The sequence below is a fragment of the Clostridium sp. KNHs216 genome (genome assembly GCF_006714885.1).
Classification (GTDB): domain Bacteria; phylum Bacillota; class Clostridia; order Oscillospirales; family Acutalibacteraceae; genus Caproiciproducens.
Map to the genome: position 1 here is coordinate 2,171,039 of NZ_VFMF01000001.1, position 26,925 is coordinate 2,197,963.

Annotated in this window: 27 protein-coding genes; 11 read left to right on the forward strand and 16 right to left on the reverse strand. The window is 55.2% G+C overall.

Going from position 1 to position 26,925, the window contains the following annotated elements; all coding sequences use genetic code 11:
* The first annotated feature begins 4 nt into the window (after window positions 1–4).
* Entirely contained in the window at window positions 5–3,097 is a 3,093-nt protein-coding gene (locus LY85_RS10560) for a hypothetical protein (RefSeq protein WP_141826615.1), read from the forward strand.
* 28 nt (window positions 3,098–3,125) lie between these two features.
* Window positions 3,126–3,758 carry a hypothetical protein gene (locus LY85_RS10565; protein WP_141826616.1) on the forward strand — a complete coding sequence of 211 codons (633 nt, stop codon included), beginning with the start codon at window positions 3,126–3,128 and terminating at the stop codon, window positions 3,756–3,758.
* 90 nt (window positions 3,759–3,848) lie between these two features.
* Here the strand turns inward: LY85_RS10565 and LY85_RS10570 are convergent, their stop codons facing one another.
* The 4 genes from LY85_RS10570 to LY85_RS10585 form a co-directional block, all read right to left on the reverse strand.
* Window positions 3,849–4,310 (reverse strand): DUF4358 domain-containing protein, encoded by a 462-nt coding sequence (locus tag LY85_RS10570; RefSeq protein ID WP_141826617.1) that lies wholly within the window; start codon window positions 4,308–4,310, stop codon window positions 3,849–3,851.
* A gap of 6 nt (window positions 4,311–4,316) precedes the next feature.
* Window positions 4,317–5,207, reverse strand: a complete 891-nt coding sequence (locus tag LY85_RS10575) for a GDSL-type esterase/lipase family protein (RefSeq protein WP_141826618.1) — start codon at window positions 5,205–5,207, stop codon at window positions 4,317–4,319.
* A gap of 291 nt (window positions 5,208–5,498) precedes the next feature.
* A complete protein-coding gene (locus LY85_RS10580) occupies window positions 5,499–6,506 on the reverse strand; it encodes a GGGtGRT protein (protein ID WP_038326093.1) in 1,008 nt (335 codons plus the stop codon).
* 27 nt (window positions 6,507–6,533) lie between these two features.
* Window positions 6,534–7,226: a nitrogen fixation protein NifU gene (locus tag LY85_RS10585; protein ID WP_038326094.1), complete on the reverse strand. Its 693-nt coding sequence runs from the start codon at window positions 7,224–7,226 to the stop codon at window positions 6,534–6,536.
* A gap of 257 nt (window positions 7,227–7,483) precedes the next feature.
* On the opposite strand from LY85_RS10585, the gene LY85_RS10590 reads away from it, so the two are divergent.
* The 4 genes from LY85_RS10590 (at window position 7,484) to LY85_RS10605 (ending at window position 11,857) form a co-directional block, all read left to right on the forward strand.
* The gene (locus LY85_RS10590) at window positions 7,484–7,762 is read left to right on the forward strand and encodes a hypothetical protein (RefSeq protein ID WP_052010762.1); all 279 of its coding nucleotides are present in this window, start codon (window positions 7,484–7,486) and stop codon (window positions 7,760–7,762) included.
* 166 nt (window positions 7,763–7,928) lie between these two features.
* Window positions 7,929–10,673 (forward strand): preprotein translocase subunit SecA, encoded by a 2,745-nt coding sequence (gene secA / locus LY85_RS10595; protein WP_141826619.1) that lies wholly within the window; start codon window positions 7,929–7,931, stop codon window positions 10,671–10,673.
* Between the two features lie 53 nt (window positions 10,674–10,726).
* Window positions 10,727–11,488 carry a GNAT family N-acetyltransferase gene (locus LY85_RS10600; RefSeq protein ID WP_141826620.1) on the forward strand — a complete coding sequence of 254 codons (762 nt, stop codon included), beginning with the start codon at window positions 10,727–10,729 and terminating at the stop codon, window positions 11,486–11,488.
* A gap of 150 nt (window positions 11,489–11,638) precedes the next feature.
* Window positions 11,639–11,857, forward strand: coding sequence for a helix-turn-helix transcriptional regulator (locus tag LY85_RS10605; RefSeq protein WP_038326096.1), 219 nt, complete (start codon window positions 11,639–11,641; stop codon window positions 11,855–11,857).
* 37 nt (window positions 11,858–11,894) lie between these two features.
* Here the strand turns inward: LY85_RS10605 and LY85_RS10610 are convergent, their stop codons facing one another.
* Both LY85_RS10610 and dnaJ read right to left on the reverse strand, forming a co-directional pair.
* Complete coding sequence (locus tag LY85_RS10610; protein WP_038326097.1) at window positions 11,895–12,191, reverse strand: hypothetical protein; 297 nt, start codon at window positions 12,189–12,191, stop codon at window positions 11,895–11,897.
* Between the two features lie 279 nt (window positions 12,192–12,470).
* Window positions 12,471–13,613, reverse strand: a complete 1,143-nt coding sequence (gene dnaJ / locus LY85_RS10615; protein WP_038326098.1) for a molecular chaperone DnaJ — start codon at window positions 13,611–13,613, stop codon at window positions 12,471–12,473.
* Between the two features lie 35 nt (window positions 13,614–13,648).
* Between dnaJ and LY85_RS19710 the strand changes: the two genes are divergently transcribed.
* Window positions 13,649–13,780, forward strand: a complete 132-nt coding sequence (locus LY85_RS19710) for a hypothetical protein (protein ID WP_279230995.1) — start codon at window positions 13,649–13,651, stop codon at window positions 13,778–13,780.
* A 32-nt stretch (window positions 13,781–13,812) separates the two neighbouring features.
* Here the strand turns inward: LY85_RS19710 and dnaK are convergent, their stop codons facing one another.
* The 3 genes from dnaK to hrcA form a co-directional block, all read right to left on the reverse strand.
* Window positions 13,813–15,654, reverse strand: coding sequence for a molecular chaperone DnaK (gene dnaK, locus LY85_RS10620; RefSeq protein WP_141826621.1), 1,842 nt, complete (start codon window positions 15,652–15,654; stop codon window positions 13,813–13,815).
* 81 nt (window positions 15,655–15,735) lie between these two features.
* Entirely contained in the window at window positions 15,736–16,347 is a 612-nt protein-coding gene (grpE, locus tag LY85_RS10625; protein WP_243122528.1) for a nucleotide exchange factor GrpE, read from the reverse strand.
* Between the two features lie 15 nt (window positions 16,348–16,362).
* Complete coding sequence (gene hrcA, locus LY85_RS10630) at window positions 16,363–17,394, reverse strand: heat-inducible transcriptional repressor HrcA (protein WP_141826622.1); 1,032 nt, start codon at window positions 17,392–17,394, stop codon at window positions 16,363–16,365.
* 236 nt (window positions 17,395–17,630) lie between these two features.
* On the opposite strand from hrcA, the gene LY85_RS10635 reads away from it, so the two are divergent.
* Together LY85_RS10635 and LY85_RS10640 are read left to right on the forward strand one after the other, a co-directional pair.
* Window positions 17,631–18,455, forward strand: a complete 825-nt coding sequence (locus LY85_RS10635) for a pentapeptide repeat-containing protein (protein ID WP_185741188.1) — start codon at window positions 17,631–17,633, stop codon at window positions 18,453–18,455.
* 132 nt (window positions 18,456–18,587) lie between these two features.
* Window positions 18,588–19,469, forward strand: coding sequence for an acyl-CoA thioester hydrolase/BAAT C-terminal domain-containing protein (locus LY85_RS10640; protein ID WP_141826624.1), 882 nt, complete (start codon window positions 18,588–18,590; stop codon window positions 19,467–19,469).
* Window positions 19,470–19,577: 108 nt separating this feature from the next.
* Here LY85_RS10640 and hemW read toward each other — a convergent pair whose 3' ends face one another.
* From hemW to gpr, 6 genes are all read right to left on the reverse strand, one after another.
* Window positions 19,578–20,702: a radical SAM family heme chaperone HemW gene (gene hemW / locus LY85_RS10645; RefSeq protein ID WP_141826625.1), complete on the reverse strand. Its 1,125-nt coding sequence runs from the start codon at window positions 20,700–20,702 to the stop codon at window positions 19,578–19,580.
* A complete protein-coding gene (lepA, locus tag LY85_RS10650; protein ID WP_141826626.1) occupies window positions 20,695–22,503 on the reverse strand; it encodes a translation elongation factor 4 in 1,809 nt (602 codons plus the stop codon). The genes hemW and lepA overlap by 8 nt, the downstream gene beginning before the upstream one ends.
* A gap of 299 nt (window positions 22,504–22,802) precedes the next feature.
* On the reverse strand, window positions 22,803–23,384 hold the full coding sequence (locus LY85_RS10655; protein WP_141826627.1) for a hypothetical protein: 582 nt from the start codon (window positions 23,382–23,384) through the stop codon (window positions 22,803–22,805).
* Entirely contained in the window at window positions 23,371–23,625 is a 255-nt protein-coding gene (locus LY85_RS10660) for a hypothetical protein (protein WP_038326106.1), read from the reverse strand. Before LY85_RS10660 ends, LY85_RS10655 begins: the two co-directional genes overlap by 14 nt.
* A 26-nt stretch (window positions 23,626–23,651) precedes the next feature.
* Window positions 23,652–24,743, reverse strand: coding sequence for a stage II sporulation protein P (locus tag LY85_RS10665; protein ID WP_243122529.1), 1,092 nt, complete (start codon window positions 24,741–24,743; stop codon window positions 23,652–23,654).
* A 59-nt stretch (window positions 24,744–24,802) separates the two neighbouring features.
* Window positions 24,803–25,621 (reverse strand): GPR endopeptidase, encoded by an 819-nt coding sequence (gene gpr / locus LY85_RS10670; RefSeq protein WP_038326107.1) that lies wholly within the window; start codon window positions 25,619–25,621, stop codon window positions 24,803–24,805.
* Window positions 25,622–25,720: 99 nt separating this feature from the next.
* Between gpr and rpsT the strand changes: the two genes are divergently transcribed.
* Together rpsT and LY85_RS19295 are read left to right on the forward strand one after the other, a co-directional pair.
* Window positions 25,721–25,984, forward strand: a complete 264-nt coding sequence (gene rpsT, locus LY85_RS10675; protein WP_038326108.1) for a 30S ribosomal protein S20 — start codon at window positions 25,721–25,723, stop codon at window positions 25,982–25,984.
* Between the two features lie 177 nt (window positions 25,985–26,161).
* Window positions 26,162–26,314: a hypothetical protein gene (locus LY85_RS19295; protein WP_170949943.1), complete on the forward strand. Its 153-nt coding sequence runs from the start codon at window positions 26,162–26,164 to the stop codon at window positions 26,312–26,314.
* 201 nt (window positions 26,315–26,515) lie between these two features.
* Here the strand turns inward: LY85_RS19295 and spoVAE are convergent, their stop codons facing one another.
* Window positions 26,516–26,872 (reverse strand): stage V sporulation protein AE, encoded by a 357-nt coding sequence (gene spoVAE / locus LY85_RS10680; protein WP_038326109.1) that lies wholly within the window; start codon window positions 26,870–26,872, stop codon window positions 26,516–26,518.
* Window positions 26,873–26,925 lie beyond the last annotated feature (53 nt).

The window sequence follows — 26,925 nt, forward strand, 5'->3', positions numbered from 1 at the left end:
CAATATGGGCGACAATCAAAAAGCTCCGCGCGACAAATTTTCGTTAGACGAGATTTTAGCGGAAGCGCGCACTTTGGAAACAGGAAAACAGGAGCCTGCGCCCACCGAACAAAAGGCAAAGGCTGACCCGGGACGAAAAAAAGCGGTTGCCACACCGGAGGAAATTGCCCGGCAGGCAAAAATCGCTCTGGACGCAAAAGTGTCCTCCCTTCCGCAGCACCCCGCCGCTCCGGAACCGGAAAAGACAAAGGGCCGCGGCAGGGGATTTTTCAAACGCCGCAAGCAGGACTTTCCGGAGCCGGAGGAGGACGGAGACATTTACTACGGCCTTCAGCTGCGATCGCTGGAGGACTACCGCGCGGAATACGGAAAAATAGAGGCCCCCGTGCCCCATTCGGAGAAGAAAGAGGGAGACTCGGTCTTTTCCTATCTTTTCAGCGAAACCGGCGACGACGTGGTGGACGACGAGGTTGCCGAACGGTTTGAGCGCCTTCACAGCGAACGCAAAAAGCGTGTGAAAAAAATCATGAGCCAGGTCGGCCTGGATGAGGACGATATCTTTTCCCTGTACGAGGACCAGCCGGCCGGCGAAGGTCCGAAGGCGAAAGAACCGCCGCCGGAGCCGGAAGAACCCGAGGAGCCGTATGCTCCCACCGTGATTCCTCCCGCACCGCAGCCCGCCCCCGGTCCGGCTCCCCAGCCAAAGCCGGAGATAGCGCCCGGCCCCGCGCCGGAGCCGGAAATACGCGAGCCTCACCCGGAACCGGTGTTCCAGCCGTCGGCCCCGCCGATGACCCCGCAGACGCCGTTCCAGCCCGACGCCGTTCCTTCCATCCGCTGCCGGCTTTCGGAAGAGCCTGTCAAGGAGCCTGTAGCGGCGCCGGCGGTAAAGGAAGAAGTCCCGCCTCCTCCCCCCGTCAGGGAACCGGGAAAGCCGGTGCCGCGGTCGGCGGAAAACGTACGCAGCTACCGGGCGGATTTCAGAAAGCCCGTTCATTTTATCCAGCTGAATAATTATGAGGAAGTTTTGTCTGAAGCGGCGGCGGGCTATCCGCCCGCCAAGCCGAAGCAGCCTCCGCCGCCGATCCGGATCCCCGTCGAGCCGTCCGGCGGCGCGGGCGTGCCGGAGGAAGGCGCGGAGCAGGCGGAAGATTTTTCCGACGAAGCTCCGCAGCCCATCCCCTTCCCCGAGCCCGTCCCTTCCCTGGCCATGGACCCCGAAGAAGGAGAAGCGCTCGAAAGCTCTTTCCAGCCGGAGGAAGAGGACGGAACCAAACCGGAGAAAAAGAAAAGCTTCAGCGTGTTCGGAAACGAGGAAGAGGACAACGACTCCACAGACAACCTGCCCGGCGAGCCGGAGGAGCTGGACGACTACCAGAGTCCATCGGACGCTCCCTCCATCTTCCACGACCTCAGCGCCAATATCCGAACGCTGTATCTCCGGCTGGCCGTTACGGGCATCAGCTTTGTGATTCTCCTTATTTCCGGTGTCCTGCGGGATTATTCCTCCCTGCTGCCGGAAGCGGTCCGGGACTGGACGGGAGCACAGCCGTACATAATTCTGAACCTTGTATTCCTGCTGACTGCCACCGCTTTCAGCATCACGCCCATCCTGAACGGATTAAAGGGGCTGGTCACGTTCCAGGCCAACGCGGACAGCGGCGTCGCCGTTGCGGATATCGCCGCGCTCATCCAGAATATTTCCCTGCTGTTTTCCGTGCAGAGCCTGCAGGCCGGGAATCTGCATCTGTACTCCATTCTCGTGGTGATGGCCCTGTTTTTAAACGCAGCAGGGAAGCTCAGCTTTGCCAGGCGGATCGACCGCAATTTCCATTTTGTCGCCGCGCCCGACCAGAAACAGGCCGTGCAGCTTTTCGACGACCACAACATCGCGCTGCAGATGACGAGCGGCTGCGTGATGGACGCTCCGGTCATCGCCTATCAGACAAAGACGAATTTTTTGAAACAGTTCCTAAGCCTTTCCTATGAGCCGGACCCAAGCGAGCAGTCCTCACAGGTAGCGGCTCCCATCGGATTCGTATCTTCTCTCATACTGTGCATTGTTACGCTCATATTATTTAAGGATATTTTCAGCGCGCTGACCGCCTTCGCGGCTGCCGCGTGCATCTGCGTCCCCTTTGTCAATATGCTCAGCGTCAACCTTCCGGTCAACCGGGTCAGCCGTATCGCCGCCCGCTGCGGCGCAATGATCGTCGGCTATCCGGCGATCGACCGGTTCAGCGGGGTCAACGCCGTGCTGGTGGACGCGAAAGAGCTGTTCCCCAAGGGGACCGTCGTGCTGAACGCGATCAAGACCTTCGGCGGGCAGCGCATCGACGACGCCATTGTGGACGCCACCGCCCTGATGTGCGCGGTGGGCGGGCCGTTAAGCGACCTGTTCGACCAGATCATCAAGAGCCGCCGCGACATGCTTCCGAAAATCGACAATACGGTTTATGAGGACGACAAGGGCGTTACCGGGTGGGTTTCCGGGCGAAGGATTCTGGTGGGCAGCCGCAAGCTGATGGAGGCCCACAGCATTGAGCCGCCCTCCCGTGATTATGAAGAAAAATACATCCGCACCGGAAAGAGAATCGTTTATCTGGCCTCCGGCGGGGAACTGGTCGCCATGTTCGTGGTCTCCTACAATTCCGACCGCCGCCGTGCAATGGAGCTGAGGCGCATGGAAGACAACGGCATCAGCCTGATCGTGCGCACCTGCGACCCGAACATCACCCCGGCTCTGCTGGCGGAATGCTTCGGGCTGGACAAACACTCCGTACGCGTGTTGCCCGAGCGGCTGGGGAGCATCTATACCGAAATGACGGCTTCCCCGCAGGAGCGTTCCGAAGCGGTCATGGCCACAAAGGGCCGTCCGACCGCCATGATGCGTCTGCTGACGGCGTGCGTCCGCCAGCGCAGCAACATCTCCATCGCGCTTGCCCTGCAGAACGTCGCGGTGATTCTCGGCCTTCTGCTGGTCGCGTTTTTGACTTGCTACTCCGGGCTGGGCCAGCTGACCGTTACCGCGCTGATGATTTACGAGCTGTTCTGGGCGGCGGCAATCCTGATTGTGCCCAGGCTTCGCAAGCCTTGATTTTAACACGGATTGTGAGAAAGAACACATGAAGAAAGACCTTTATAAGCGCATGGCGATGGTGTGCGTCGGCACCCTGATCATGGGCTTTGCCGTGTCCCTTTCCGTATATGCCCGCCTGGGAACGGACCCCTGCACCTGTATGAACACCGGGCTGGCGCAGCTGCTCGGCATGAGCTTCGGCGTATGGCAGCTGATCATGAACAGCATCATGCTGGTTTTCACCTTTTTCTTCGCCCGTGATAAGATCGGCTTCGGTACGATCGTCAACATGGTCGCCATCGGCTTTCTGGTGGATTTTTTCAACTGGCTTTACACCTTTTTCCTGCCGCCCGTGCCGCCGCTTTTCCTCAGGATCGCCTGCATGCTTCTGGGCATCGGCATTCTCGCTTTTACCGCCGCGCTTTACATGTATCCCGATCTGGGCGTTTCGCCCTACGACAGCATCGGCTTCATCCTCGCCCGCTTCCTTCACGCGCAGTACCGCTGGTGCCGCGTCGGCTACGACGTTACGGCCGTCCTCCTCGGCGCCTCTTTGGGCGGCGTGGCGGGGATCGGCACCGTCATCACCGCGTTCTGTATGGGGCCGCTGATTAAATTTTTCGGCGACCGGATGCCGAAATGGTTCCCCCTTGAAAGGAAACCCCTGATAAGCAAATAAAAAAGACCCGAAAAGACGTTTTTCCGTCTGCTCGGGTCTTTTTTTTGTTTCCATCCACGAGAGACTGCAAAGTCCGCTCCCGTGAATCGGCTATTTCAGAAAGCCGTCGATAATTTTCTGCGCTCCGGCGTTGTCGTCCGACACGCACAGGATGACATATTTTCCGTTTTTCACCAGAACGGGCGATTTCAGCTTCGCCATTTCCTGCGGCTGATAATCCGTAAAACCGGCCCGCTGGTCTTCAATTCTGCTCTGCGCGGCCTCTTCCACCTTCCCAGCGGAAGCTTCGTCCTTCGCTTCAAAAACCGCCACCTCTTCCGCCGTGGCCCCGGTACTTTCATAAATGTCCGATTTGGAAACGGTGCTTTCGTCAAGTCCGTACAGCTTAAGCGCCGTTTTGCTGTCGAGCTTCGACATTTGATCCGCAAACCGGATCGAGGATATCAGTTTTTCCGCAACCGCCCCGGTGTCCACCGACTTCGGGGTGCTTGCGGAACAGCCCGCCGCAAACAGCAGCGCGCCCGCCAAAATCACCATGATCGCTCTCTTCATTTCTTCCTAATCCCTTTCCCCATTCGTGTGCGTCCTCAGGTACTCACACCATTTTTTGCAGTATTCCCTGTTCAAATGCACTCCGTCGGCCGAAGCGTCTTCGGGCAGGTTCCCCTCCGAATCGGAAACCGCCGTATTGACCGCGAGATAGCGGACCTTGCTTTTCGCGGCCATCTCTTCGATCGCCTGATTGTATGCTTCGATTTTCTGGTTGTTATACACCTTATCCGTGCCGGATTTTTTCGCCGTCACCGGAAGGATGGACTGTACGTAAATCACAGCGCCCGGCTGGCTGGCCTTCATTTCGTCAATGACCTTCTGGTAGTCCCCAACAAAGGTGTTGAAGCTGCTCCAGCCAAGCTCGTTTACGCCCAGCATAATATAGATTTTCCCGTATTTCTTCTCTTTAAGCGCCTGCATTACCGGCAATTTTTTACCGTGGATTTCAATGGACGGCTTCGTGAAGATCGTGCTGACCATCAGCCCTTTTACGGCGTAGTAAGTCGCGTTGTCCAGCCCGTCATAATTTCGCAGCGCCTCCGTCCGGCTGTCCCCGATCAACAGCGCGTCGTCAAAATATCCCGCCGGAGCAACGGCTTCCTGCGGGGTGCTGCTGAGCGGTACGGCGGGCGACGAAATCACCTCGGGCGGAAGGCTGGCCGCTGCCGACTCTGCCTTTGACGGACTGCTGCTGACCGGCGGCGAGCTGCTCACCGCGGATATCTCCGGAACGGAGCTCTGCGTCCGCGCTGCCCCGTGGACCATCTGGCTGATTCCCCTGAAGGCGGCAAAGGTGCCCAGCCCGATCAGATACAGGACCCCCGCCAGAAAGATACAAATGGCCAGTCTTCGAAAAAAACGCCTTCTTTTGTATTGTTTGTACCTTGTAACCTGCATATAACTGCACCCCGCGTTTACTGACAGCCATCTGCAAAATAAAGCGACGATATTTCAAACGGTTTTTCTTATTCCGCATTAAGAAAAACCGTAATTCGATACTCCCTCTTGATTTGTTGCCCTCACTGTCGTGCTGATTTTGGAACGTTCCAACGGGTTCTATTATACCCCAAAACCTGTTTTTTGGGAAGTAAAAAACAAGGGTATGACAAAACTGTCATGCCCTTGTAATCATTGTTATTATTTGCTTTGGATTGTCACAGACGTGTAACGGTTGCTTCTTCTGAAAGATTATTTCTGTGCCTCGAAAACCGCAACCGCGCAGGCTACCGTAGCGCCGACCATCGGGTTGTTGCCCATGCCGATCAGGCCCATCATTTCCACGTGCGCGGGAACGGAAGAGGAGCCGGCAAACTGAGCGTCACCGTGCATGCGTCCCATGGAATCCGTCAGTCCGTAGGAAGCGGGACCGGCGCCCATGTTGTCCGGATGCAGGGTACGGCCGGTGCCGCCGCCGCTGGCAACGGAGAAATACTTCCTGCCGTTTTCCTGCGCCCACTTCTTGTAGGTGCCGGCGACCAGGTGCTGGAAGCGGGTTGGGTTGGTGGAGTTGCCGGTGATGGAAACGTCGACGCCCTCCGCCTGCATGATCGCAACGCCCTCGCGGACGTCGTTCGCGCCGTAGCATTTGACCGCCGCGCGCTCACCGTCGGAGAAAGCCTTTGTCTCAACGACCTTCAGCTCGTCGTTGAAGAAGTCGAAATCGGTCTTTACGTAGGTAAAGCCGTTGACTCTTGAAATGATATACGCGGCGTCCTTGCCGAGGCCGTTCAGAATAATCCGGAGCGGCTCCTTGCGGGCGCGGTTCGCGGTGCGGGCAATTCCAATGGCGCCTTCGGCGGCGGCAAAGGATTCATGGCCCGCCAGGAAAGCAAAGCACTTCGTCTCGTCACGCAGGAGCATGGCGCCCAGGTTGCCGTGGCCCAGGCCGACTTTTCTCTGCTCGGCGACGGAACCGGGAACACAGAACGCTTCCAGACCGGCCCCGATCTTTTCGGCGGCCTCAGCGGCGGACTTTACGCCGGTCTTGACTCCGATTGCACAGCCGAGGGTATAGGCCCAGCTTGCGTTCTCAAACGCGATGGGCTGTACGCCCTTGACAATTTTATCTACATCGATCCCTTTGGAAAGGCAAAGGTCGCGAGCGTCTTCGAGGCTGGCAAGGCCATACTCGGCAAGACACTTCTCTATTTTGGCCATTCTTCTTTCTTTTCCTTCAAACATGACATCGTTAGCCATATAGTTTGTCCTCCTTTATGGTCTTTATTATTCTTCACGCGGGTCAATATACTTTGCCGCGTTGTCAAAGCGGCCATACTGACCGATATTCTTTTTATAAGCCTCTTCCGGGCTCACGCCGTGACGGATGTCCTCCATCATCTTGCCGAGCTTGACAAACTGATAACCGATTACCTCGTTGTTCTCATCCAGCGCGGTTTTCAAAACATAGCCTTCCGCCATTTCCATGTAGCGGACGCCCTTCGCGCCGGTGCTGTACATGGTGCCGACCTGGGAACGGAGCCCCTTGCCAAGGTCTTCCAGACCTGCGCCGATCGGAAGTCCGCCCTCGGAAAACGCCGTCTGGCTGCGGCCGTAGGCGAGCTGCTTGAAGATTTCTCTCATGGCGACGTTGATCGCGTCGCAGACAAGGTCCGTGTTCAGGCACTCGAGCATGGTTTTGCCCGGCAGGATTTCGGCGGCCATTGCCGCGGAGTGGGTCATGCCGGAGCAGCCGATGGTTTCCACCAGAGCCTCCTGCACAATACCATCCTTCACATTCAGAGTCAGCTTGCAGGCGCCCTGCTGCGGAGCGCACCAGCCAATGCCGTGGCTTAAACCGGATATATCCTTGATTTCATATGCCTTGACCCATTTTCCTTCTTCAGGAATCGGTGCGGGGCCGTGTTTGGGTCCCTTTGTTACAGTACACATTTTTTCCACTTCTGGGGAATAATTCATATCGGTACTCCTTTCGGTTTCAGTGTCTTTTGGTTTTATTACCATATAACCAAACATACTGTTTTATTATAGTTTATCTTTCGCCTTTTATCAATAGAAACATGCCCAATAATTAATAATTTAACAAATAAAAAGCGGGGAGCCGGGAGCTTGAAATCCTGCCATAAATTCCCACGGAAAAATAAAAGTCAGATTCTTGTATGAGCCGTCGAAAAATGCTACGATAGAGACAAATCTAATATATTGGGGAGATAAAAATGCAAGAACCAAACTCTGCGTACCAAAACCCTGCGGTCTACGAAGACAGCGCGCCTCTTTCCATCGGCAATTATCTGGTCATGATGCTCGTGGGGGCGATCCCCGTGGTGGGCCTCATCATGATGCTTGTGTGGGCGTTCAGCGGCAGCGCCAACACCAACAGGAAAAACTATGCCCGGGCAGTCCTGATCATGATGTTGGTCGTCCTTGTTCTCAGCATCATTTTCGGAGCAAGCCTGCTTTCGTTCTTTTATTCCATCGGAACGGCAAGTTACTGATCGGTTCAGCGCAGACGGCGGACGGGGTTCCGCCGTCTTTTTTCTTCGGACCCTGCGGGGCCAATGTTCATGAATTCTTCTTTATTTTTATTGAGCCATATGATATACTGACTTTATATGCAAAATCTATACTATTGATTTTCTATGATATTTCAGAGGTGACTTTATGAGTAATATTCTGACCGCCTTTTTCGGCAATTACAGCAAACGCGAACTGAAGCGCATTCAGCCAATCTGTGATGCCGTTCTGGCACTGGAGGACAAGTATAAAGGGATGTCCAACGAAGAGCTGATTGCCCAGACCCCCGCGCTGAAGGAGCGCCTGTCCAACGGGGAGACGCTCGACGACATCCTGCCGGACGCTTTCGCGGTCTGCCGCGAGGCTTCGGACCGCGTTCTGGGGATGCGCCACTTCCCGGTACAGATCATCGGCGGGATCGTGCTCCATCAGGGACGCATCAGTGAAATGAAGACCGGCGAAGGAAAAACGCTGGTCGCCACCCTTCCGGCCTACTTAAATGCCCTTTCCGGAAAGGGCGTCCATGTTGTAACCGTCAATGACTACCTTGCACGCCGCGACTCCGAATGGATGGGCAAAATCTACCGCTTTCTGGGACTGAGCGTCGGCCTGATCGTACACGATCTGGAAAACGACGAGCGCAAGAAGGCGTATAACGCCGACATCACCTACGGCACGAACAATGAGTACGGCTTCGACTACCTGCGCGACAACATGGTCATTTATAAGGAAAACAAAGTGCAGCGTGGCCACAACTTCGCCATCGTCGACGAAGTGGACTCCATCCTCATCGACGAGGCGCGCACCCCGCTGATCATTTCCGGCCAGGGCGACAAATCCACGGAGCTTTACAATGTGGCCGACCACTTCGCACAGACCCTGAAAATGGTGAAGGTCGCGGAGCTGAACGACAAAGAGGACAACGACGAGCTGTACAAGGGTGCCGATTATATTGTGGACGAAAAGGCAAAGACCGCCACGCTGACGCAGTCCGGCGTGAAGAAGGCCGAAGCCTATTTCAAGCTTGACAACCTGACCGACGCCGACAACATCACGATCCAGCACCACATCAATCAGGCGATCAAGGCGCGCGGCGTCATGCAGAACGATATCGACTACGTTGTCAAGGACGGCGAAGTCATCATCGTCGATGAATTCACCGGCCGTCTGATGTACGGCCGCCGCTACAACGAGGGCCTGCACCAGGCGATTGAAGCCAAAGAGGGCGTAAAGGTCGCGCACGAAAGCAAAACGCTCGCCACGATCACCTTCCAGAACTTCTTCCGGCTATACGACAAGCTTTCCGGTATGACCGGTACCGCGATGACGGAAGAAGAAGAATTCCGTGAAATCTACAAGCTGGACGTTGTCGAGGTCCCGACCAACAAGCCGATGGTCCGTAAGGACTTCCCGGATGTTGTTTATAAGACGGAGAAAGCGAAATTTAACGCGGTCATCGAGGATATCATCGAGCATCATGAAAACGGGCAGCCGGTTCTGGTCGGCACCATTTCCATTGAAAAGTCGGAAGAGCTCAGCGGACTGCTGCGCCGCCGCGGCGTCAAGCACGAAGTGCTGAACGCGAAATACCACGACAAGGAAGCGGAAATCGTCGCGCAGGCCGGCCACAAGGGCGCCGTTACCATCGCCACCAACATGGCCGGACGCGGCACCGACATTGTGCTGGGCGGCAACAGCGAATATATGGCGAAATCGGAAATGCGCCGCCTGCAGTTTTCGGAAGAGCTCATCAGCGAGTCCACCGCCTACTCCGAGACAGCGGATGAAGAAATTTTAAATGCCCGCAAGACCTTTGCGGAGCTGGATGAAAAATACAAGGCCCAGATCAAGCAGGAAGCGGAAGAGGTCAAAGCCGCCGGCGGCCTATACATCATCGGTACGGAACGCCACGAATCCCGCCGTATCGACAACCAGCTGCGCGGACGTTCCGGCCGTCAGGGCGACCCCGGTATGAGCCGTTTCTATATTTCGCTGGAAGACGATCTCATGCGTCTGTTCGGCGGCGAGCGCATCAATAACCTGATGGAACGCCTGAATGTGGATGAAAACACCCCGATTGAAAACAAAATGCTCAGCAATACCATTGAGGGTGCCCAGCGCAAGATCGAAGGCCGCAACTTCGGCATCCGCAAAAACGTCCTCCAGTTCGACGACGTTATGAGTCGTCAGCGTGAAATCATCTACGGCCAGCGCGACCAGGTGCTGAACGGAGAAAATATCAAGGACCAGATCATCAAGATGATCGAGCAGGCCATCGAGTCCCAGGTACACCAGTACATGCCTGAAACCGCGCTTCACGACGATTGGAATTTCCAGGGTCTGCGCGACCATTACATGGGCTGGCTGCTCACCTCGGAGGACCTGGTTTACAGCAAGGAAGAGATCGAACGGCTGGAGCCCGATTTTGTCAAGAACGAGCTGATCGAAAAAGCGAAAGCGCTGTACGAAAAACGCGAGCAGCAGTTCGGCGAGGAAATCGCCCGTGAGCTTGAGCGCGTCATCCTTCTGAAAAACGTCGACTCCGAGTGGATGGACCATATCGACGCCATGGAAGAGCTGCAGAAGGGCATCCGGCTGCGCGCTTACGGCCAGCACGACCCGGTGGTCGAGTACCGCTTGGAAGGCTTCGACATGTTCGACGCGATGATCGCGACCATCCGCGAAAACACCGCGCGCATGATGCTCACCGTCCAGCTCCGTTCTGCGGAAGAGCCGAAGCGTGAGCAGGTGGCCACGCCGACCATGAGCAGCGGCGGCGACGGCAGCGACACGAACCGCACCGTGCGCAAAGGCAAGAAGCCGGGCCGCAACGACCCGTGTCCGTGCGGCAGCGGCAAAAAATACAAAAAATGCTGCGGTAAAGACGAATAATCATCAGGAGAGAGTGCCAGGCATTCTCTCCTGTTTTTTTAAGGAGACCTCTTATGACAGATTCGGAATTGACCGATTTTTATACCATCAACAGCCCTATGGAATATCTGGATTATGAGCTCACTGCATGGGGAAGAATACTCAGCGACGAAGACAACAAGGAAAGCTACATGTCCAACTACGCGGTCATCAACAAGAACACTGATATTGATCAGGCTATTGGGGAGATTGAAGCCTATTACAATCAAAGAGAAATCGTCCCAAAAATTTTTTACCAACCGGATTCATTGCCACTCAGTCTCCTTCGTCCGTATTTTGACAGACACGGTTATGAACTGCGCGAATTTGAAGAGAGACTCATGATTTTTGAAAAGCCCCCGAAAGCACGGCACATCAAAAAATGTGTCATTCGTCTGTTTACTCAACCGTTGACAGGTGCTGAATATGCCCTTTGCATTGAACAGGATTTTGGTGAACCCTACGGCGTGGATATGATCAACCGTCAGATCAAAGCGGGATACCGCCTGTTTGCCGCGTATGACGAATCCGGCAGTCCGGTTTGCATGGCGCTGCTGGGATGTTTGAAGGGCGCTGCATACATCAGCGACTTGTACACCACCCCGTCCGCCCGCGGTAACGGCTATGCGGCGGCCTTAATGGAAGCAATCAAAGCCGACGCTGCAAATCAGCTGCTCTTTCTGGACGCCGCCAGTGAAAACGCGATCCGGCTCTACGAAAGGGCAGGATTCTCAACACGCATTGTCAGGCGCTGGTGGGCGGTGAAAGGCTCTCTTCCCGCCTGGTGCAGAGAATAAAATGTTATACATTTTTCGATAATCGGACATCATCATTCTTCCTTTCTGCATTCCCTATATAGAACTTATAAGTACTATATAAAGCAGAATAACACCTGCTTATGGTATTGTCAATAGTATAAAAAAGTACTATGGGAAGGTGTGGTGCAATTGTATTTCCCAAGGCTGAAGGATTTACGCAACGACAGGGATCTTCTGCAAAAGGATATCGCGGCGGTCCTGAAGATCAGTCAGACGGTCTATTCCCGGTACGAAAGAGGGTATCAGACCATTCCCGTGGAGCATCTTCTCAGTCTGGCTGATTTTTACCATACTTCCACCGACTATCTCCTGGGCCGGACAAATAATCCAAACCCCGCGCCAAAATAAAAGCAGCATGGAGTCCGACCGAACTCCATGCTGTTTTCTATTTGGATGTTTTCATGCCTCCGCGCCCGGAAGTGAGGGTTTTGACCAGGTCGAACACGTAATTGCTGCCCCGGCTGACGAGGATTCCCGTCAGGATGCTGCCGACAAGCGGAACCGAGGTTTTCATCCCCACCATGGCCAGCATGTCGACCCCGTAGGCGACGGTAACGAATACGCCCAGCAGGATAGAAAATACCATTTCCCACTTCAGGACTCCTTTGACAAAGAACTGGTTGATATAGGTAATGACCCCTTCCACAATGACCGCCAGAAAAAACAAGCCGAAATACTCCATATGACCGCCCTCCTCATCTGACCGCCGCGGCGTATTTCGCCGCAGCCCGGTTTCCCTTTGCCTGTTTCAATTCTATGCAGGAAATCCTCCGTTCAATACAGAGTCCGCCGCGGTGAAAAAATTTTCCTTCCAGCAACAAAAAATCCCGGCTCCCGGCGGGTTTTTCTGTTGTCGATCAAGCCGCGCAACCTTTTGGCTCCCTCTTTGATGGGGCTGGCAGGCCGCGCCTGACTGAGGGAGTATATGGAAATCCGGCGGGGATACTCTCCGGCCCGTTTCCTATTCGCCGAACATATCCTTGATCTTATCGATAAAATTCTTGCGTTTCTGATAGTTCTTTTCCTCGGCGACATTGTCGAATTCCTGTAAAATTTCCTTTTGCTTCTGGGTCAGGTTTTTCGGCACCTCAATCGTCATGCGCACGAACTGGTCGCCGCGCCCGCGCCCGCCGATCCGGGGGATGCCCTTGCCCTTGAGCTTAAACACGTCGCCGGGCTGTGTGCCCTCGCGCACATGGTAGCTGACGCGGCCGTCGATGGTCGGCACGACGACCTCCGCGCCGAGCGCCGCCTGGGTATAGGTAATCGGCACCTCGCACCAGATGTCGTTGCCGCGGCGCTCAAAAATGGGATGGGGCCGCACATTGACATACACGCGCAGATCGCCGCTCGGGCCGCCGTTGGTTCCGGCGTTTCCCTGTCCGCTTACGCTCAGAATCTGCTCGTTGTCGATTCCGGCGGGGATGTTGACCTCGATCGTTTTCTGCCGGCGTATCCGTCCGGTCCCGCCGCAGGTTCCGCAGGGATCGTCAATCACCTTTCCGGTTCCGCCGCAGCGGTCGCAGCTCCTGCTGGTCTGTACCACGCCGAACGGCGTGCGCTGGCTGATGCGCACCTGTCCCGTTCCGCCGCAGTTCGGGCAGGTTTTCGCGGAGGTTCCCTTTTTCGCGCCGCTGCCGCCGCAGTCGCCGCAGGTTTCTATCTTCTGATAGGATATATTTTTGCGGCAGCCCTTTGCCGCTTCCTCAAAGCTTATGTTCACCGTCGCTTCGGTGTCGCTGCCGCGCCGCGGTGCGTTCGGATTGACGGAACGGCCGCCGCCAAACCCGCCGCCAAAAAAGCTGTTGAATATGTCGCCCAGATCAATGTCGCCGGTAAAGGGGCTTCCGCCGCCCGCACCGCCGCCGAAGTTGGGGTCGACGCCCGCGTGGCCGAACTGGTCGTAGCGCGCTTTTTTATCCTTATCGGAAAGCACTTCGTATGCTTCGTTTACCTCTTTGAATTTTGCCTCGGCTGTCTTGTCCCCCGGGTTTAAATCCGGATGATACTGCTTCGCAAGCTTGCGGTAAGCCTTTTTGATCTCTTCGTCCGTGGCATTTTTCGGCACGCCCATAACTTCATAATAATCCCTTTTATCAGCCAAACCAAATCACTCCTAAAATAATGAAAAATGAATAAATGAAGGAGGAAGAGTCCCTTGGCGTTCCTTCAAAATGCATTTTAACTGTTATTGCTGAAATTGCCGCTCAACCCATGATTGCCAGCTCCCCAAACGAAGAGCTGGCCACCACAGTCATTCATCTTTCATAAATCGTTATTCATTGTAAAAAGCAAGCCGGAGATTACTTTTTGTCATCGTCGTTTACGTCCTTGTACTCTGCGTCGTAGACGTTGCCGCCGTTTGCGTCCTGCGCCGGCGGGACGGGCTGTCCATCGGCCGGCTGCTGCGGCGCCGCGCTCTTATAGAGCTTTTCGCTGACCGCGTACATCGCCTTCTGCAGTTCTTCCGACTTTGCCTTCATATCGTCGACATTGCTTGCGGAGATGGCCTCTTTCAGGGAAGCGACCTTTGCGTTCAGGTCGGATTTATCGGACTCGTCGATCTTGTCGCCGTTGTCCTTAAGCAGCTTCTCGACCGCGTAGCACATATTCTCGGCTTCGTTCTTCTGGTCGACTTCCTCGCGGTGCTTCTTATCCTCCGCCGCGAATTTTTCGGCTTCCTGAACAGCCTTGCTGATGTCGTCCTTGCTCATGTTGGAGCTGGAGGAAATCGTGATCTTCTGCTCCTTGCCGGTACCCATATCCTTGGCGGATACGTTGACAATGCCGTTGGCGTCGATATCAAAGGTAACCTCGATCTGGGGGATTCCGCGCGGTGCCGGGGCAATGCCGTCCAGCTTGAACAGGCCGAGCTGCTTGTTGTCGCGGGCGAATTCGCGCTCGCCCTGCAGGACGTTGACCTCAACCTGGGTCTGGCCGTCCGCCGCGGTGGAGAAGATCTGGCTCTTCTTGGTCGGGATGGTGGTGTTGCGCTCGATGATCTTGGTCATGACGCCGCCCATGGTCTCCACGCCGAGGGACAGCGGGGTAACGTCCAGAAGCAGCAGGCCTTCGACCTCGCCGCCCAGTACGCCGGCCTGAATCGCCGCGCCGATGGCAACGCACTCGTCCGGGTTGATTCCCTTGAACGGGTCTTTTCCCGTAAAGCCCTTGACAGCGTCCTGCACGGCGGGGATTCTGGAGGAACCGCCGACCAGCAGAACCTTGTTGATCTGCTCAATCTTCAGACCGGAATCGGAAAGCGCCTGACGGACCGGGCCCATGGTCTTTTCCACAAGGTCTGCGGTCAGCTCGTTGAACTTCGCCCTGGTCAGGGTCAGGTCAAGGTGCTTCGGGCCGGAGGCGTCCGCTGTGATAAACGGCAGGTTGATGGAGCTGGAGGTCATGCCGGAAAGCTCGATCTTCGCTTTTTCGGCGGCTTCCTTCAGTCTCTGCATCGCCATCTTGTCGCCGGAAAGGTCAATGCCGGTTTCCGCCTTAAAGGAGGAAGTCATCCAGTCCATGACGCGCTTGTCGAAGTCGTCGCCGCCAAGGCGGTTGTTGCCCGCGGTGGCCAGAACTTCCTGCACGCCGTCGCCCATTTCTATAATGGAAACATCGAATGTACCGCCGCCAAGGTCGTAAACCATGATCTTCTGGTCGTCGCCCTTGTCGATGCCGTAGGAAAGCGCGGCAGCCGTCGGCTCGTTGATGATACGCTTTACATCCAGTCCGGCGATCTTACCGGCATCCTTTGTCGCCTGGCGCTGTGCGTCGGTGAAATACGCCGGGACGGTGATGACCGCGGAAGTGACCTTTTCACCCAGATAAGCTTCCGCGTCGCCCCTCAGCTTCTGAAGGATCATTGCGGAAATTTCCTGAGGAGTATAGCTTTTCCCGTCAATATTGACCTTATAGTTGGAACCCATTTCTCTTTTTATGGAAGAGACGGTGCGGTCCGGATTGGTAATCGCCTGACGTTTCGCAACCTGACCGACCATACGCTCACCCGTCTTGGAAAAAGCAACAACGGAAGGGGTGGTTCTGGCGCCTTCTGCATTTGCAATGACGACCGGCTCGCCGCCCTCGATAACCGCAACACAGGAATTGGTAGTACCTAAGTCTATACCTATTGTCTTTGACATACTGTTTACCTCCAAAAAATAAGTTTTTGAATTGAATAATCAATCTATAAGAATTTTTTAAATCACCTGAAATCGGCCAAATCAGTTCGCGACCTGCACCATCGCGTGGCGCACGACCTTATCCCCGATTTTGTAGCCCTTCTGGAACACCTGCACAATGGTGTTTTCCCCGGCGTTTTCGTCCTCCACATGGGAAACCGCGTTGTGAAGGTCCGGGTTGAAGACTTCCCCGGCTTCTCCCATCTCGGTTACGCCGAGCTTTGCGAGCGCGCCTTTCAGCTGTGTGCCGACCATTTCGACCCCCTTGCGAAGGTCCTCCACGGTGCAGTCCTGCTGTTCCAGCGCCCGTTCAAGGTTATCCGCCACGGGCAGAAATTCCGTGACCGCAGCGGCTGTCGCGTCGGCGTATACCGCCGTTTTTTCGCGTTCCGTACGTTTGCGGTAGTTGTCGTATTCCGCGGCTGTGCGGAGCAAAAGCTCTTTTTGCTTTTTCAGCTCCTCCTGCGCCTGTTCCAGCTGAGCCTGTGCGTCGTCCTTCGGTTTTTCCTGTCCGGCCGGATTTTCCGCCGCCGCAGTTTCCCCGGCACAGGCCTTCTCTGCCTTAGAGGTTTCCTCCGGCTTGCCCGCAGAGGTTTTTTCGGGCGTTCCGGAAGTTTTCTTTTTATCCACTTGTTCTTTTTGGTTTTTTTCCAAAACAGTGACCCCTTTCTATTCCATATCCAATAGCTCTGTCAGCATTCTTCCGACGGAGCCGGAGAGATATTCAATATTGGAAATGACCTTTCCGTAGTTCATGCGCGTAGGACCGATAATGGCGATCGCGCCCGCGTCCCTGCCGCCGACCGAGTACCGGGAGACCACCACGCTGGATTCGCTCAGCTCGGGACGCTTGCTTTCCTGTCCAATCAGCACCTTCATGCTGTTGCTCTGCTGCATCAGAAGGCGGGAAAGCTCCTGCGGCCGGGAGAGGAAATCCATAATGCGGCGGATGCCCGCCTGCCCCAGCTCGCTGCAGAATAAAAGGTTCATTTCGCCGTCCAGACAGACCTCCGTCTGCATGGTGTCCTGCGCCACGTCCAGCACCGCCATCAGCGCGTCGCTCATCAACATCGTCATGTTCCCCAAAGACGCGGCAAGGGACTGAATGTATGCCGGCGTAATGGTGGAAACCGGCAGCCCGACCAGCTTTTCGTTCAGCACCCTGAAAAACACGCGCAGGATTTCGGGGGTAATATCGAAATCGCAGTGGAAAACGCGGCTTTTCATGGTGCCCGCGGAGGTCATCATAATGGCCATCGCGGTCCTTCGGCTGGTCTGCACAAACTGAATGGCACGGATGTCCGCAGAGCTTCCGCTCGGTGTGGTGGAAATGGCCGCGAACCGGGTCATTCCCGCCAGCGCCCGCGCAACGCCGTCCAGCAGCTTTTCGGGGTCGTACGCGCTCGGCAGCAGCAGGCTGTCGATATAACGCTGCTCTTCCCTGGAAACCGAATGCTTTTTCATCAGCGTGTCGATATAAACGCGGTAGCCTTTGTGGGAAGGAATTCTTCCCGCGGAGGTGTGCGGCTGCTCCAGCAGCCCCATTTCCGCAAGGTCGCTCATTTCATTGCGCACCGTCGCGGAGGACACGGTGAAATCAAGGGTGTCGCAAAGCGCCTTGGAACCCACCGGTTCGCCGGTCGCAACATACAAATCAACGACAGCCGCCAGAATTTTTTGTTTCCGTTCGCTTAACTCCAACCCTTTCACCTCGCCTGTTTTATACTTTAGCACTCTGATAGTTCGAGTGCTAAATCTAATTAATAATTTACCATTACTTTACCCCATTGTCAATATAGTATTTGTAAACTCTTTGTGAAATCGTAAAAGTTATGTTCTTCCGGCGAACGGGGAACGCCGCTTTTCATTTCTATGGAGTTATGCTAAACTATTTTCATACCGAACGAATATTATTTTGCATTGGAAATGGAGAAACGATGGAACAGAATCCCTTCGGCGGCAAATACGCCTGCCTGATCAAAGAGCTAGAGCCGGACTGCGAAAAATGCAGCGGCCTGTGCTGCGTAGCGCTGTACTGCGCAAAAACGGACGGTTTTCCGGCCGATAAAGACGCCGGAACACCCTGCCGATATTTAGCGTCTGATTTCCGCTGCGGGATTCACGCCGATTTGAAGGGCAGAAAAATGAGCGGCTGCCTTGCTTACGAATGCTTGGGAGCGGGACAGAAAACGACACAAATTTATTCTTCCGTCGGGGACTGGAAGACAGCCCCCAGTCAGGCGGAAGCGATCTTTCAAACCTTTTCCGTTCTTTTTCAGCTCCACCAGATTTTATGGTACCTCATAGAAGCGGCTTCCCTGACCTCGGACGAAAAGACAGCGGCAGCCGTCGACGCTCTTATCAGGGAAAATCAGCAAATGACCCAATTGCCCCGCGGCAGCCTTTTGGAGCCGGACATTGCCGGACATCAATCAAAAGCGAACCGTATATTGAAAAAAATCATCGGGAGCATTTCGGCTGAAGACCCCGAATCACGCCAAAGGGCCGACTATTTAGGAAAAAATTTCAGGAAAGCGAACCTTGACCGAAAAGACTTCAGCATGTCGCTCCTGATCGCGGCTGATCTGGAAGGCTGCAGTTTGGACAGAACCGTCTTTTTAGGGGCCGACCTCCGCGGCGCAAACCTGAAAAATACCGATTTGAGCAGGAGTGTTTTTCTGACACAAATGCAGATAAACTCCGCGAAGGGCAACCGGAGCACCCGGCTTCCCGACGGGCTGCGCCGCCCTTCGGCATGGTAGCGCGTGTTTGTAAAACGAAACCTGCTTTACGGCCTTTCCAGATTATGCTAAAATATAATCCGGCCGGTTAAGCGTATTGACGTCAGGCGACAGCCTGCGTTCTATTACCGGCTGGTAAAGGGAAGTGCATATATGAATCAGAATTGGTCTGTAACAAAAAACTTTACTGTCGAAGCTCACGGCTTTCAGGGCTGTTTTTATTGTTCGGAACGGCCATGGGAAGAAAAAAAGGCCGTCATTGTCTGCGGCGGAAGCGACGGCGATTTTGCCTTGACAAAGCAGCTGGGCGAAACCTTTTGCAGCCAGGGCGTCCATGTGCTGGCACTGGCTTACGTGAACGCTCCCGGTTTACCCAGGCATACCGTTGAAGCCCCTGTCGAAAGCGCGGAAAACGCCGTTCAGTGGCTGCTTGATAACGGGCTTGACAAAATCGGCATGTACGGTATTTCCAGCGGCGGCGAATACGCCTTACTGGCGGCTTCCCTTCTTCCCCGGATTACCTGTGCCGTCGCGGTCTCTGCACCGTGCGCCGTTTCCCAGGCGGACAACGGCGTTCATTATAAAAACACTTCCTGCTGGACGTGGAGGAATCATCCCGTGCCTTATATGGAAATCAATTACTCCCTGATCGGTGCCATCCCCATGAGCCTTCGCCACAAGGAACTGTATACCAGACATTTTTATGAAAAAGGGATCAGGTCCGCGCCCGACAACGTGTGGATTCCGGTTGAAAAAATCAACGGGCCCGTTCTTTTTCTCACAGCCGGAGAAGATTCCATCTGCCCAAGCAGTGAATTTGCCAAACGTGCGGTACAAAGGCTGAAAGAACATGATTTTCCTTTTCCGTACGAGCATGTCGATTATCCATACGCCAGTCATTTCCTGATTCCCGCCTTAACGCCGGAATCCGCCCCCTTCAAAGCGTTTGCCATTGAAAGGCGCCGCCCGAAAGAGTGTGCCGAAAGCCGCGCCGATTCCCTCAAAAAAACGGTCGCATGGCTGAAAAAATGGTAGACCGCGCGTTTCGCAGCGGGGTCTGTTTATAAACCGGCCCGGATTCAGGCTGGGCAGTTTCATCGTCACGTGAAAAAAGAGCCGCGGAGCATCCCGCGGCTCTTTCCGTTATCCGTTTTCCGCGCTGTACAAAATCTCCGCCGTCAGCATGTTGGAAACCAGAAATCCCCGCGGCGTAAAGCGGAACCCGCCGTCTGTGCAGACGGTCAGCCCGCCCTTTTCATAAAGCTTTGCCGCTTTCAGCATCCGCGCGGGAAGCCCCGTGCCGAACCGCGCGCGGCAGCCTTCGTCCGTCAGCCCTTCCGTCAGGCGCAGGGCGAGCATGACGTATTCCTCAAACCCGCCGCCCTCCCCGTCCGGCACGGGTTCTCCGCCTTCGAGAAATCCCGAAAGGCTTCTTGGATAATAGAACCGTTTCCCTTCCATGAACGAATGCGCCGCCGGGCCGATTCCCAGATATTCCTCACAGCGCCAGTATTTCAGGTTGTGGCGGCTCTCAAAGCCCGGCTTCGCGAAATTGGAGATTTCGTACTGGTGAAACCCGCGCTTTTCCAGCTCTTCGCAGGCGAACAGATAGAGCCCGCTCGCTTCGTCGTCGTCTGGAACGCACAGCGCTTCTTTCCTTTTTCCGTAAACCGTGTCCGGCTCGATTTTCAACAGATAGGCGGAAAGATGTTGAATCCCTGCGTCCGCGCAGAAATCAATCGAGCACAGAAGGCTTTCCTTTGTCTGTTTCTGGATGGCAAGCATCAGGTCGAGGGAGAGATTGTCAAAACCCGCGTCCTGTGCGTAAGCAACCGTTTTTTCCGCCTGTGCGGCGGTGTGCCGCCGGCCCAGAAGCGAAAGCTCGTCCTCGTTTGCGGACTGCAGGCCGATCGACAGGCGGTTTGCCCCCGCCGCGCGGATTTCCTTCAAAAAGCCGCGCAGGTCCTCCGCGGGATTGACCTCCACGGTAATTTCCGCGCCATCCAGCCCGAAGCAATCCTTCGCGCGCGCAAGGATTGCGGACAGCCGCTCTGTGCCGAGCAGGTTCGGGGTGCCGCCGCCGAAGTACAGCGTGTCGGCCTGCCGCCCGTACCGCTCCGCGTACTCCCTGAGCGCTTCCATCACCTGCTGTGCGTATCGGTCCATCTTTTCTCCGCCGGCGGGCAGGGAATAAAAGTCGCAGTACGGGCATTTGCCGTCGCAGAACGGCACATGGAGATAAAGGCCGAAAGGCTTTTCGTTATTCATCCAGCTTCAGCACACTCATAAACGCCTCCTGCGGCACCTCCACCGTGCCGAGCTGGCGCATGCGCTTCTTGCCTTCCTTCTGTTTTTCCAGCAGCTTCTTTTTGCGCGTGATGTCGCCGCCGTAGCACTTGGCCAGAACATCCTTGCGCATGGCCTTGACCGTTTCGCGCGCGATGATTCTGCCGCCCACACAGGCCTGGATCGGCACCTCAAAAAGCTGGCGCGGGATTTTCTCCGACAGCTTCTCCGCCATCTTGCGCGCGCGCGGATACGCCTTGTCAGCGTGGATAATAAAGGAAAGCGCGTCCACCACGTCGCCGTTGAGCATGATGTCCAGCTTGACGAGGCTGCTTTTTTTGTATCCACTCAGCTCATAGTCGAACGAGGCGTAGCCGCGGGTACGGGATTTCAGCGCGTCGAAAAAGTCGTAGATGATCTCGTTCAGCGGCAGCTCGTAATGGATGTCCACACGGTCGGTGTCGATGTATTTCATATCCTTGAAGACGCCGCGCCTGTCCTGGCAAAGCTCCATAATATTGCCGACATATTCGCTCGGCGTATAGATGTGGGCGTTGGTGATCGGCTCCTCTGCCTGCGAAATCAGCGACGGGTCGGGGTAATTGGTCGGGTTGTCAATATGAATCACTTCCCCGTTGGTTTTCGTGATCCGGTAAACCACGCTGGGGGCGGTGGTAATAATGTCAAGATTGTATTCGCGTTCCAGCCGTTCCTGAATGATTTCCATATGCAGAAGGCCCAGAAAGCCGCAGCGGAAACCGAAACCGAGCGCAACGGACGTCTCCGGCTCAAACGACAGCGCCGCGTCGTTCAGCTGCAGCTTGTCAAGCGCGTCGCGCAGATCGGGATAGCGCGCGCCGTCCGCGGGGTAAATCCCGCAGAAAACCATCGGCTGCACCGAGCGGTAACCCGGCAGCGGCGTTTTGGCGGGGTTGCCCGCCAGCGTAACGGTGTCGCCCACGCGGGCGTCCTTCACCGCCTTGATGGAAGCGGCGATATAGCCGACCTCCCCGGCGCTGAGCCCCGCGCTCGGCTCCAGACAGGTCGCGCGGCCGTAGCCGCACTCCACCACGGTGAATTCCGCGCCCGTCGCCATCAGCCGGATGGTGTCGCCCGGATGCACTTGCCCGTCCTTCAGCCGCACATGGATGATTACGCCCTTGTACGCGTCGTAGTAGGAATCGAAAATCAGCGCCTTGAGCGGCGCGCTTTCGTCGCCCTGTGGAGACGGAACATGTTTGACGATCTGCTCCATCACCTGGTCGATGTTCGTTCCCAGCTTTGCCGAAATGCACGGCGCCTCGTCCGCGGGAATCCCGATGACGTCCTCGATTTCCGTGCGCACCTTCTCCGGCTGCGCGCTGGGCAGGTCGATCTTATTGATGACCGGCACGATTTCCAGCCCGGCGTCCACCGCCAGATAGGTGTTCGCCAGCGTCTGCGCCTCGATTCCCTGGGAAGCGTCCACCACCAGCACCGCGCCTTCACAGGCGGCGAGCGAACGGGAAACCTCGTAGTTAAAGTCCACATGGCCCGGGGTATCGATCAAATTGAAAACATAGTCCTGCCCGTCCTGCGCGCTGTAAACGAGCGTAACGGCGTGCGCCTTGATGGTGATGCCCCTTTCGCGCTCCAGATCCATGTTGTCGAGCAGCTGATTTTCCATATCGCGCAGCGCGACGGATTTCGTCTGCTCCAAAATGCGGTCGGCCAGCGTGCTTTTCCCGTGGTCAATGTGCGCGATAATGCTGAAATTCCGTATTCTCTCGCGTGGTATCGACAAATTTATCACCTAATCCTCAAAGATAATATGGCTTTTGCAGCAGTTCCGGCTGTTCAATGCCTCTGTGGTCGCCGTCAAAAACGGGAGCAATACAGAGCTACTCCGCAGCCGGACTGAAAATGCCGTAAAGATAATGAATGATATATTATACCATAGATCACGAAGCCTGAACAGTATACCGTGCGGCAGGGAGAAATTTTTATAAAACGCGCGGACAAAGCCCGGTAAAGTCCGGGCTGTAAGACGCGCATAAAAACAGCGGCGAACCGGAAAATTTCTTCTCCGGCGCGCCGCCATGATCAATATTTCAGATTTCTGTAATACTTGTCGTTCAGCAGGCGTTTCTTGTGCGGGCGGTTCGGACGGCGGTAGCGTTTGCGGCCTCCGCCTCTCGGCGGACGGCGGTTGCTGAACACGACGATCAGCACCACGACGATGCCCAGCGCGATACACACCCACGAAAGAATCCCGATCCAGTTCATTTTTTTGTTGGCCGCGGTATCCACGATCACGGAGCTGAGCGGATTGTTTTCCTCTATGCTGTCCACGCTGGGAAGAACAATCTCGCTGGATTCTTCACCGCTGCTGAAAACCCCGCCGGAAACGTCACCGGAGACGTCTCCTGAGGCATCGCCGGAAGCTCCGGAGAAAACTTCCGAGGAGACCGGCTTTCTGCTCGTGACCGGCCTTTTGGAGCTGACGGCCGGTTTGCTGGAAACGGTACTCGCGACGGACTGTGAGGGAGCCTGGGAGGACTGCTGGTTCAGGATCTGTTCCACCTGTTCCGGCGTTATCTCAGTTGCCAGGGCGGTAACGGAGTACAATGAAAACATAAAGATCAATATGAATACTGAAAACCATATTTTCTTATGTTGATTCATGATACGTTTCCTCCACAGCATTCTCTCTCAATGATAATACGAAATTATTATACCATACTTTCGCCACATTGCAAGTTTCCTGCCATGTTTTGCCGGTAATCTGGTAAATAAGGGTTTTGTCGTCGCCAAAGCCGATTCTGCGGGAATTGGCGTCGACCTCCGCCATGCCGAAAAGCAGTGCAAAGACGCAAAGCGTGCTGAAAAACGACGCAAAGAAAATCCTTTTTCTTTTTCTTTCCATTTTTTTTAACATCTTTTCCTTTCCGCTTATGTCAGGCCGTTCAGAACGTTGACCAGCGCTTTCCCGAACAGCTCCCCGGAGTACACCGCCTCGTCAAGGGTGTTGACCTCGGTGCCGAACTCGATCAGCAGGGAACCTTTCGTCAGATTTTCATTGTACTTCCTCGCGCAAAAATTCAGCGGCCGCGCCAAACCGGGGTATAAATCCGCCAGCGACTTCTGCAGCCGCACGGCCAGCCTGAAATTGTATTCCCAGTTGGGGAAGCCGAGCGTGCCGTCGTCGTCGCAGCCGGAGATGATCATCACCTGCGCGGCCTTCCTGCCGTTGACCGTCGCGGTCGGCTTAATTCTTGTTCCGTCGGAGGTGCCCATCGCGTCGCGGTGGATGTCGAGCGTAACCTGGATGCCCGGATATTTCTTCAGGTTGTTCTGCATCGTCACCTTGGAACGGTCATAAGAACCGTTGTAGCTCGGGTAGTCGTGCAGAGTGGTGTCGTGCACCACGTTGATTCCGGCGGCCTTCAGCTGGGCAGCGATCTGGTCGCCCACGGCGACCACGCTTTTCGCTTTGTCCTGGCTGCGCGTATCGCCCAGAAACGCCTCCGTTGTATGGGTGTGGTAAATCAGGACCTGCGGCGTCGAATTCTTGACGATTTTTACCGCAGGCTGCTTCTGAAGCTCCGAAGCGATATCGACCGTATGGTTTTTATTCGTATTCTTTACCCATATATTATTGTATTGGGAACCGGAATTGGCAATGCTCATTTCCTTCACGCCCTTGGGCAGCGTAACGGGAGACGACGACGTGCCCGACGCCGTGCTCGAAGCCGCCTGTGAGCTTGCCCCCGTACCGGAGCTGTCCTGTAAAGAAGCCGGGGCGGAGCTTACGCCCGAAGAAACCGGCGCCTCGCTGCTCCCGTGTTCATTATCCTCTTCATCCTCTTCCAGATAGTCCTCTTTCATTGCCTCGGCAGCACCCGCGGGCATGATAAAGCCCGCCGCGGCGAACGCCGCGTCCTTTGCCTGCAGCACGGGCAAACGTCCCAGAACGCACGCGACCGCCGCAAACACCAATGCAACCGAGCAGATTCCCATTCCCTTTTGCATCCAGTTTTTCATATCCTGCCCCCATTGAATGATATTCATTCTTATGCGGGCGGGACAAATTTCATGATGCTTCAGGTCAATTCTTCAAAATCCTCAACACTGAGAGAGGGGTTCAGCGCCACGTTGATTCCCATGCTCAGCAGTCGCGCGCCTCTGGAAATAATCAGGTCGATTTCCCGCGGGGTCACCATCATCTGGGCGCCGCGAGGCGCGATTTTCTCCTCGGACCCGTCCGTTTCGCCGTCCAGCAGGTCCGCCGCCAGAGTGGCCGCGTCCACCACGGTCGGAATCCCCATGCTGACCACAGGAACACCGAGCGTGCTTTCGTCGATGCGCGGCCTTGCGTTTCCCACGCCGGCCCCGGGAGAAATCCCCGCGGAGCAAAGCTGCACCGTGCAGCCCAGCCGGGCGGGGCTGCGCGCCGCAAGCGCGTCGACCGCAACCACGGCGTCCGGGTTCAGCTCCTTGACCAGCGCCTGCAGAAGCTCCACGGCTTCAATCCCCGTGCAGCCCAGCACCCCGGGGCTTACTACGGAAACGGGACGCAGCTTGTCCAGACCCGTCACCTTTGCCAGCTCGCCCTTGATATGCCTTGTCGCCAAAATTTTTTCGGCGACGAGCGGCCCCAGCGCGTCCGGCGTAATGGCGCGGTTCCCCAGTCCCGCCACCAGAACGCTTCCCTTCTTTGGCAGCAGCGCGGACAGCTCCTGTGCGGTCAGGGTCAGCAGGCTGTTGTCGCTGTCGATATGGTCGGAAATCGCCTGCACCTCCAGCGTAACATAGGTGTTGCCCTCCTCGTCTATCCGTGTGACCGTGCAATCCTTTTCTTTGCGTGTAACGTGCCTGCTGGGTTCCGTATTTTCCAGCGCCAGATCGGTACGGAATACCATAAAAAATCAGTCCTTTCCTATTTTTTTTAAAACACTTGCATTTTTTGTCCATCGATGGTATTATTATTGATACGTGACAATACCAAAGGAGGTGGAATCATGCCTAACATTAAATCAGCCAAAAAACGCGTAAAGGTTATTGCTACAAAAACACTCATCAACAAGTCCTTTCATTCCGGACTGAAAACTGATATAAAGAAAGCAAACCTTGCCGTAGAATCCAATGATGCCAACAAAGCGGATGCCGTTAAGGTTGCGATTAAGAAGCTTGATCAGGCTGCGGCAAAGGGAATCCTGCACAAGAACACAGCCGCAAGAAAGAAATCAGCTCTTGCACGCAAGCTGAACGCAGCAAATGCATAACCCTGAATACGCGGTTTAAAAGCAAAAGCAGAGCCTTGCGCCCTGCTTTTTTATTATACTCCGGAGCGCAGGGAGCGAATTTCCATAAACTTGCCGCTTTGATTGACTTTTCAAAAAGAATTGGTTATTATATATTATATAAACAGGATCTAATCATGATAAACGGAGGTGCTCGTTTTGAAAAAATGTAATACATTATCCATATTGATTACAGTTATTTCCGCTATGACGGCCGTCGCGGCGGCTGTTGTTGCCGTCGTCCTCTTCTTTGAGAAAAAGAAAAAGGATGAAGAGGAGCTTGAGCACTACCTGGATTGTTCCATACAGTAAGGGACTTCCTCCGGTGCCATAACAGGATACGGGCAGGTTTTGATACCTGCCCGTTTTTTTCATGCTTTTAGCCTTACCATATATTTTTTGAAATACGTACGGTAATACAGCTTCCAGATCTCCCACAGAAGCATGCCGATGATCTGGCCGTTGATAATCCTGAAAATCCTGTACAGGATTTTCAGAACGAGAAAGGTTTTGCTAGCTCTTATCTCCCGACTTTGAAAACAGAGCGGCAACGTATCCGAAGAACACGGCCGCCGCGATACCTGCGGCACTCGCCGCGACGCCGCCCGTAAACGCGCCCAGCAAACCCTGTTCCCTGACCGCTTCAAGCGTCCCTTTCGCCATCAGATACCCAAAACCGGTCAGCGGCACCGTAGCGCCGGCCCCCGCGAAATCCACAAGCGGCCCGTACAGCCCCAGCCCCGTCAGCGCCACACCCAGTGTGACAAACAAAACAAGGATTCTGGCCGGCGTCAGCTTCGTAAAATCGATCAGTACCTGGCCGATCGCGCAAATGGCGCCGCCGATCAAAAAAGCCCATAAATAATCCATGTTTTTCACCTCGGCTTTATTTTCGCCGGATGATCGCTTCAATATACATTCCA

Excerpts from the sequence above, each read along its gene's own strand:
- dnaK (WP_141826621.1), bottom strand. The coding sequence starts at position 15,654 with ATGTCAAAGACAATAGGTATAGACTTAGGTACTACCAATTCCTGTGTT.
- LY85_RS10580 (WP_038326093.1), bottom strand. The coding sequence starts at position 6,506 with ATGGCTAACGATGTCATGTTTGAAGGAAAAGAAAGAAGAATGGCCAAA.
- LY85_RS10560 (WP_141826615.1), top strand. The coding sequence starts at position 5 with ATGGGCGACAATCAAAAAGCTCCGCGCGACAAATTTTCGTTAGACGAG.
- LY85_RS10585 (WP_038326094.1), bottom strand. The coding sequence starts at position 7,226 with ATGAATTATTCCCCAGAAGTGGAAAAAATGTGTACTGTAACAAAGGGA.
- LY85_RS10565 (WP_141826616.1), top strand. The coding sequence starts at position 3,126 with ATGAAGAAAGACCTTTATAAGCGCATGGCGATGGTGTGCGTCGGCACC.
- LY85_RS10600 (WP_141826620.1), top strand. The coding sequence starts at position 10,727 with ATGACAGATTCGGAATTGACCGATTTTTATACCATCAACAGCCCTATG.
- LY85_RS10665 (WP_243122529.1), bottom strand. The coding sequence starts at position 24,743 with ATGAAAAACTGGATGCAAAAGGGAATGGGAATCTGCTCGGTTGCATTG.
- gpr (WP_038326107.1), bottom strand. The coding sequence starts at position 25,621 with ATGGTATTCCGTACCGATCTGGCGCTGGAAAATACGGAACCCAGCAGG.
- LY85_RS10640 (WP_141826624.1), top strand. The coding sequence starts at position 18,588 with ATGAATCAGAATTGGTCTGTAACAAAAAACTTTACTGTCGAAGCTCAC.
- LY85_RS10635 (WP_185741188.1), top strand. The coding sequence starts at position 17,631 with ATGGAACAGAATCCCTTCGGCGGCAAATACGCCTGCCTGATCAAAGAG.
- LY85_RS10570 (WP_141826617.1), bottom strand. The coding sequence starts at position 4,310 with ATGAAGAGAGCGATCATGGTGATTTTGGCGGGCGCGCTGCTGTTTGCG.
- LY85_RS10575 (WP_141826618.1), bottom strand. The coding sequence starts at position 5,207 with ATGCAGGTTACAAGGTACAAACAATACAAAAGAAGGCGTTTTTTTCGA.
- LY85_RS10590 (WP_052010762.1), top strand. The coding sequence starts at position 7,484 with ATGCAAGAACCAAACTCTGCGTACCAAAACCCTGCGGTCTACGAAGAC.
- hemW (WP_141826625.1), bottom strand. The coding sequence starts at position 20,702 with ATGAATAACGAAAAGCCTTTCGGCCTTTATCTCCATGTGCCGTTCTGC.
- LY85_RS10660 (WP_038326106.1), bottom strand. The coding sequence starts at position 23,625 with ATGGAAAGAAAAAGAAAAAGGATTTTCTTTGCGTCGTTTTTCAGCACG.
- LY85_RS19710 (WP_279230995.1), top strand. The coding sequence starts at position 13,649 with ATGAAGGAGGAAGAGTCCCTTGGCGTTCCTTCAAAATGCATTTTAACT.
- secA (WP_141826619.1), top strand. The coding sequence starts at position 7,929 with ATGAGTAATATTCTGACCGCCTTTTTCGGCAATTACAGCAAACGCGAA.
- rpsT (WP_038326108.1), top strand. The coding sequence starts at position 25,721 with ATGCCTAACATTAAATCAGCCAAAAAACGCGTAAAGGTTATTGCTACA.
- LY85_RS10655 (WP_141826627.1), bottom strand. The coding sequence starts at position 23,384 with ATGAATCAACATAAGAAAATATGGTTTTCAGTATTCATATTGATCTTT.
- spoVAE (WP_038326109.1), bottom strand. The coding sequence starts at position 26,872 with ATGGATTATTTATGGGCTTTTTTGATCGGCGGCGCCATTTGCGCGATC.
- LY85_RS10610 (WP_038326097.1), bottom strand. The coding sequence starts at position 12,191 with ATGGAGTATTTCGGCTTGTTTTTTCTGGCGGTCATTGTGGAAGGGGTC.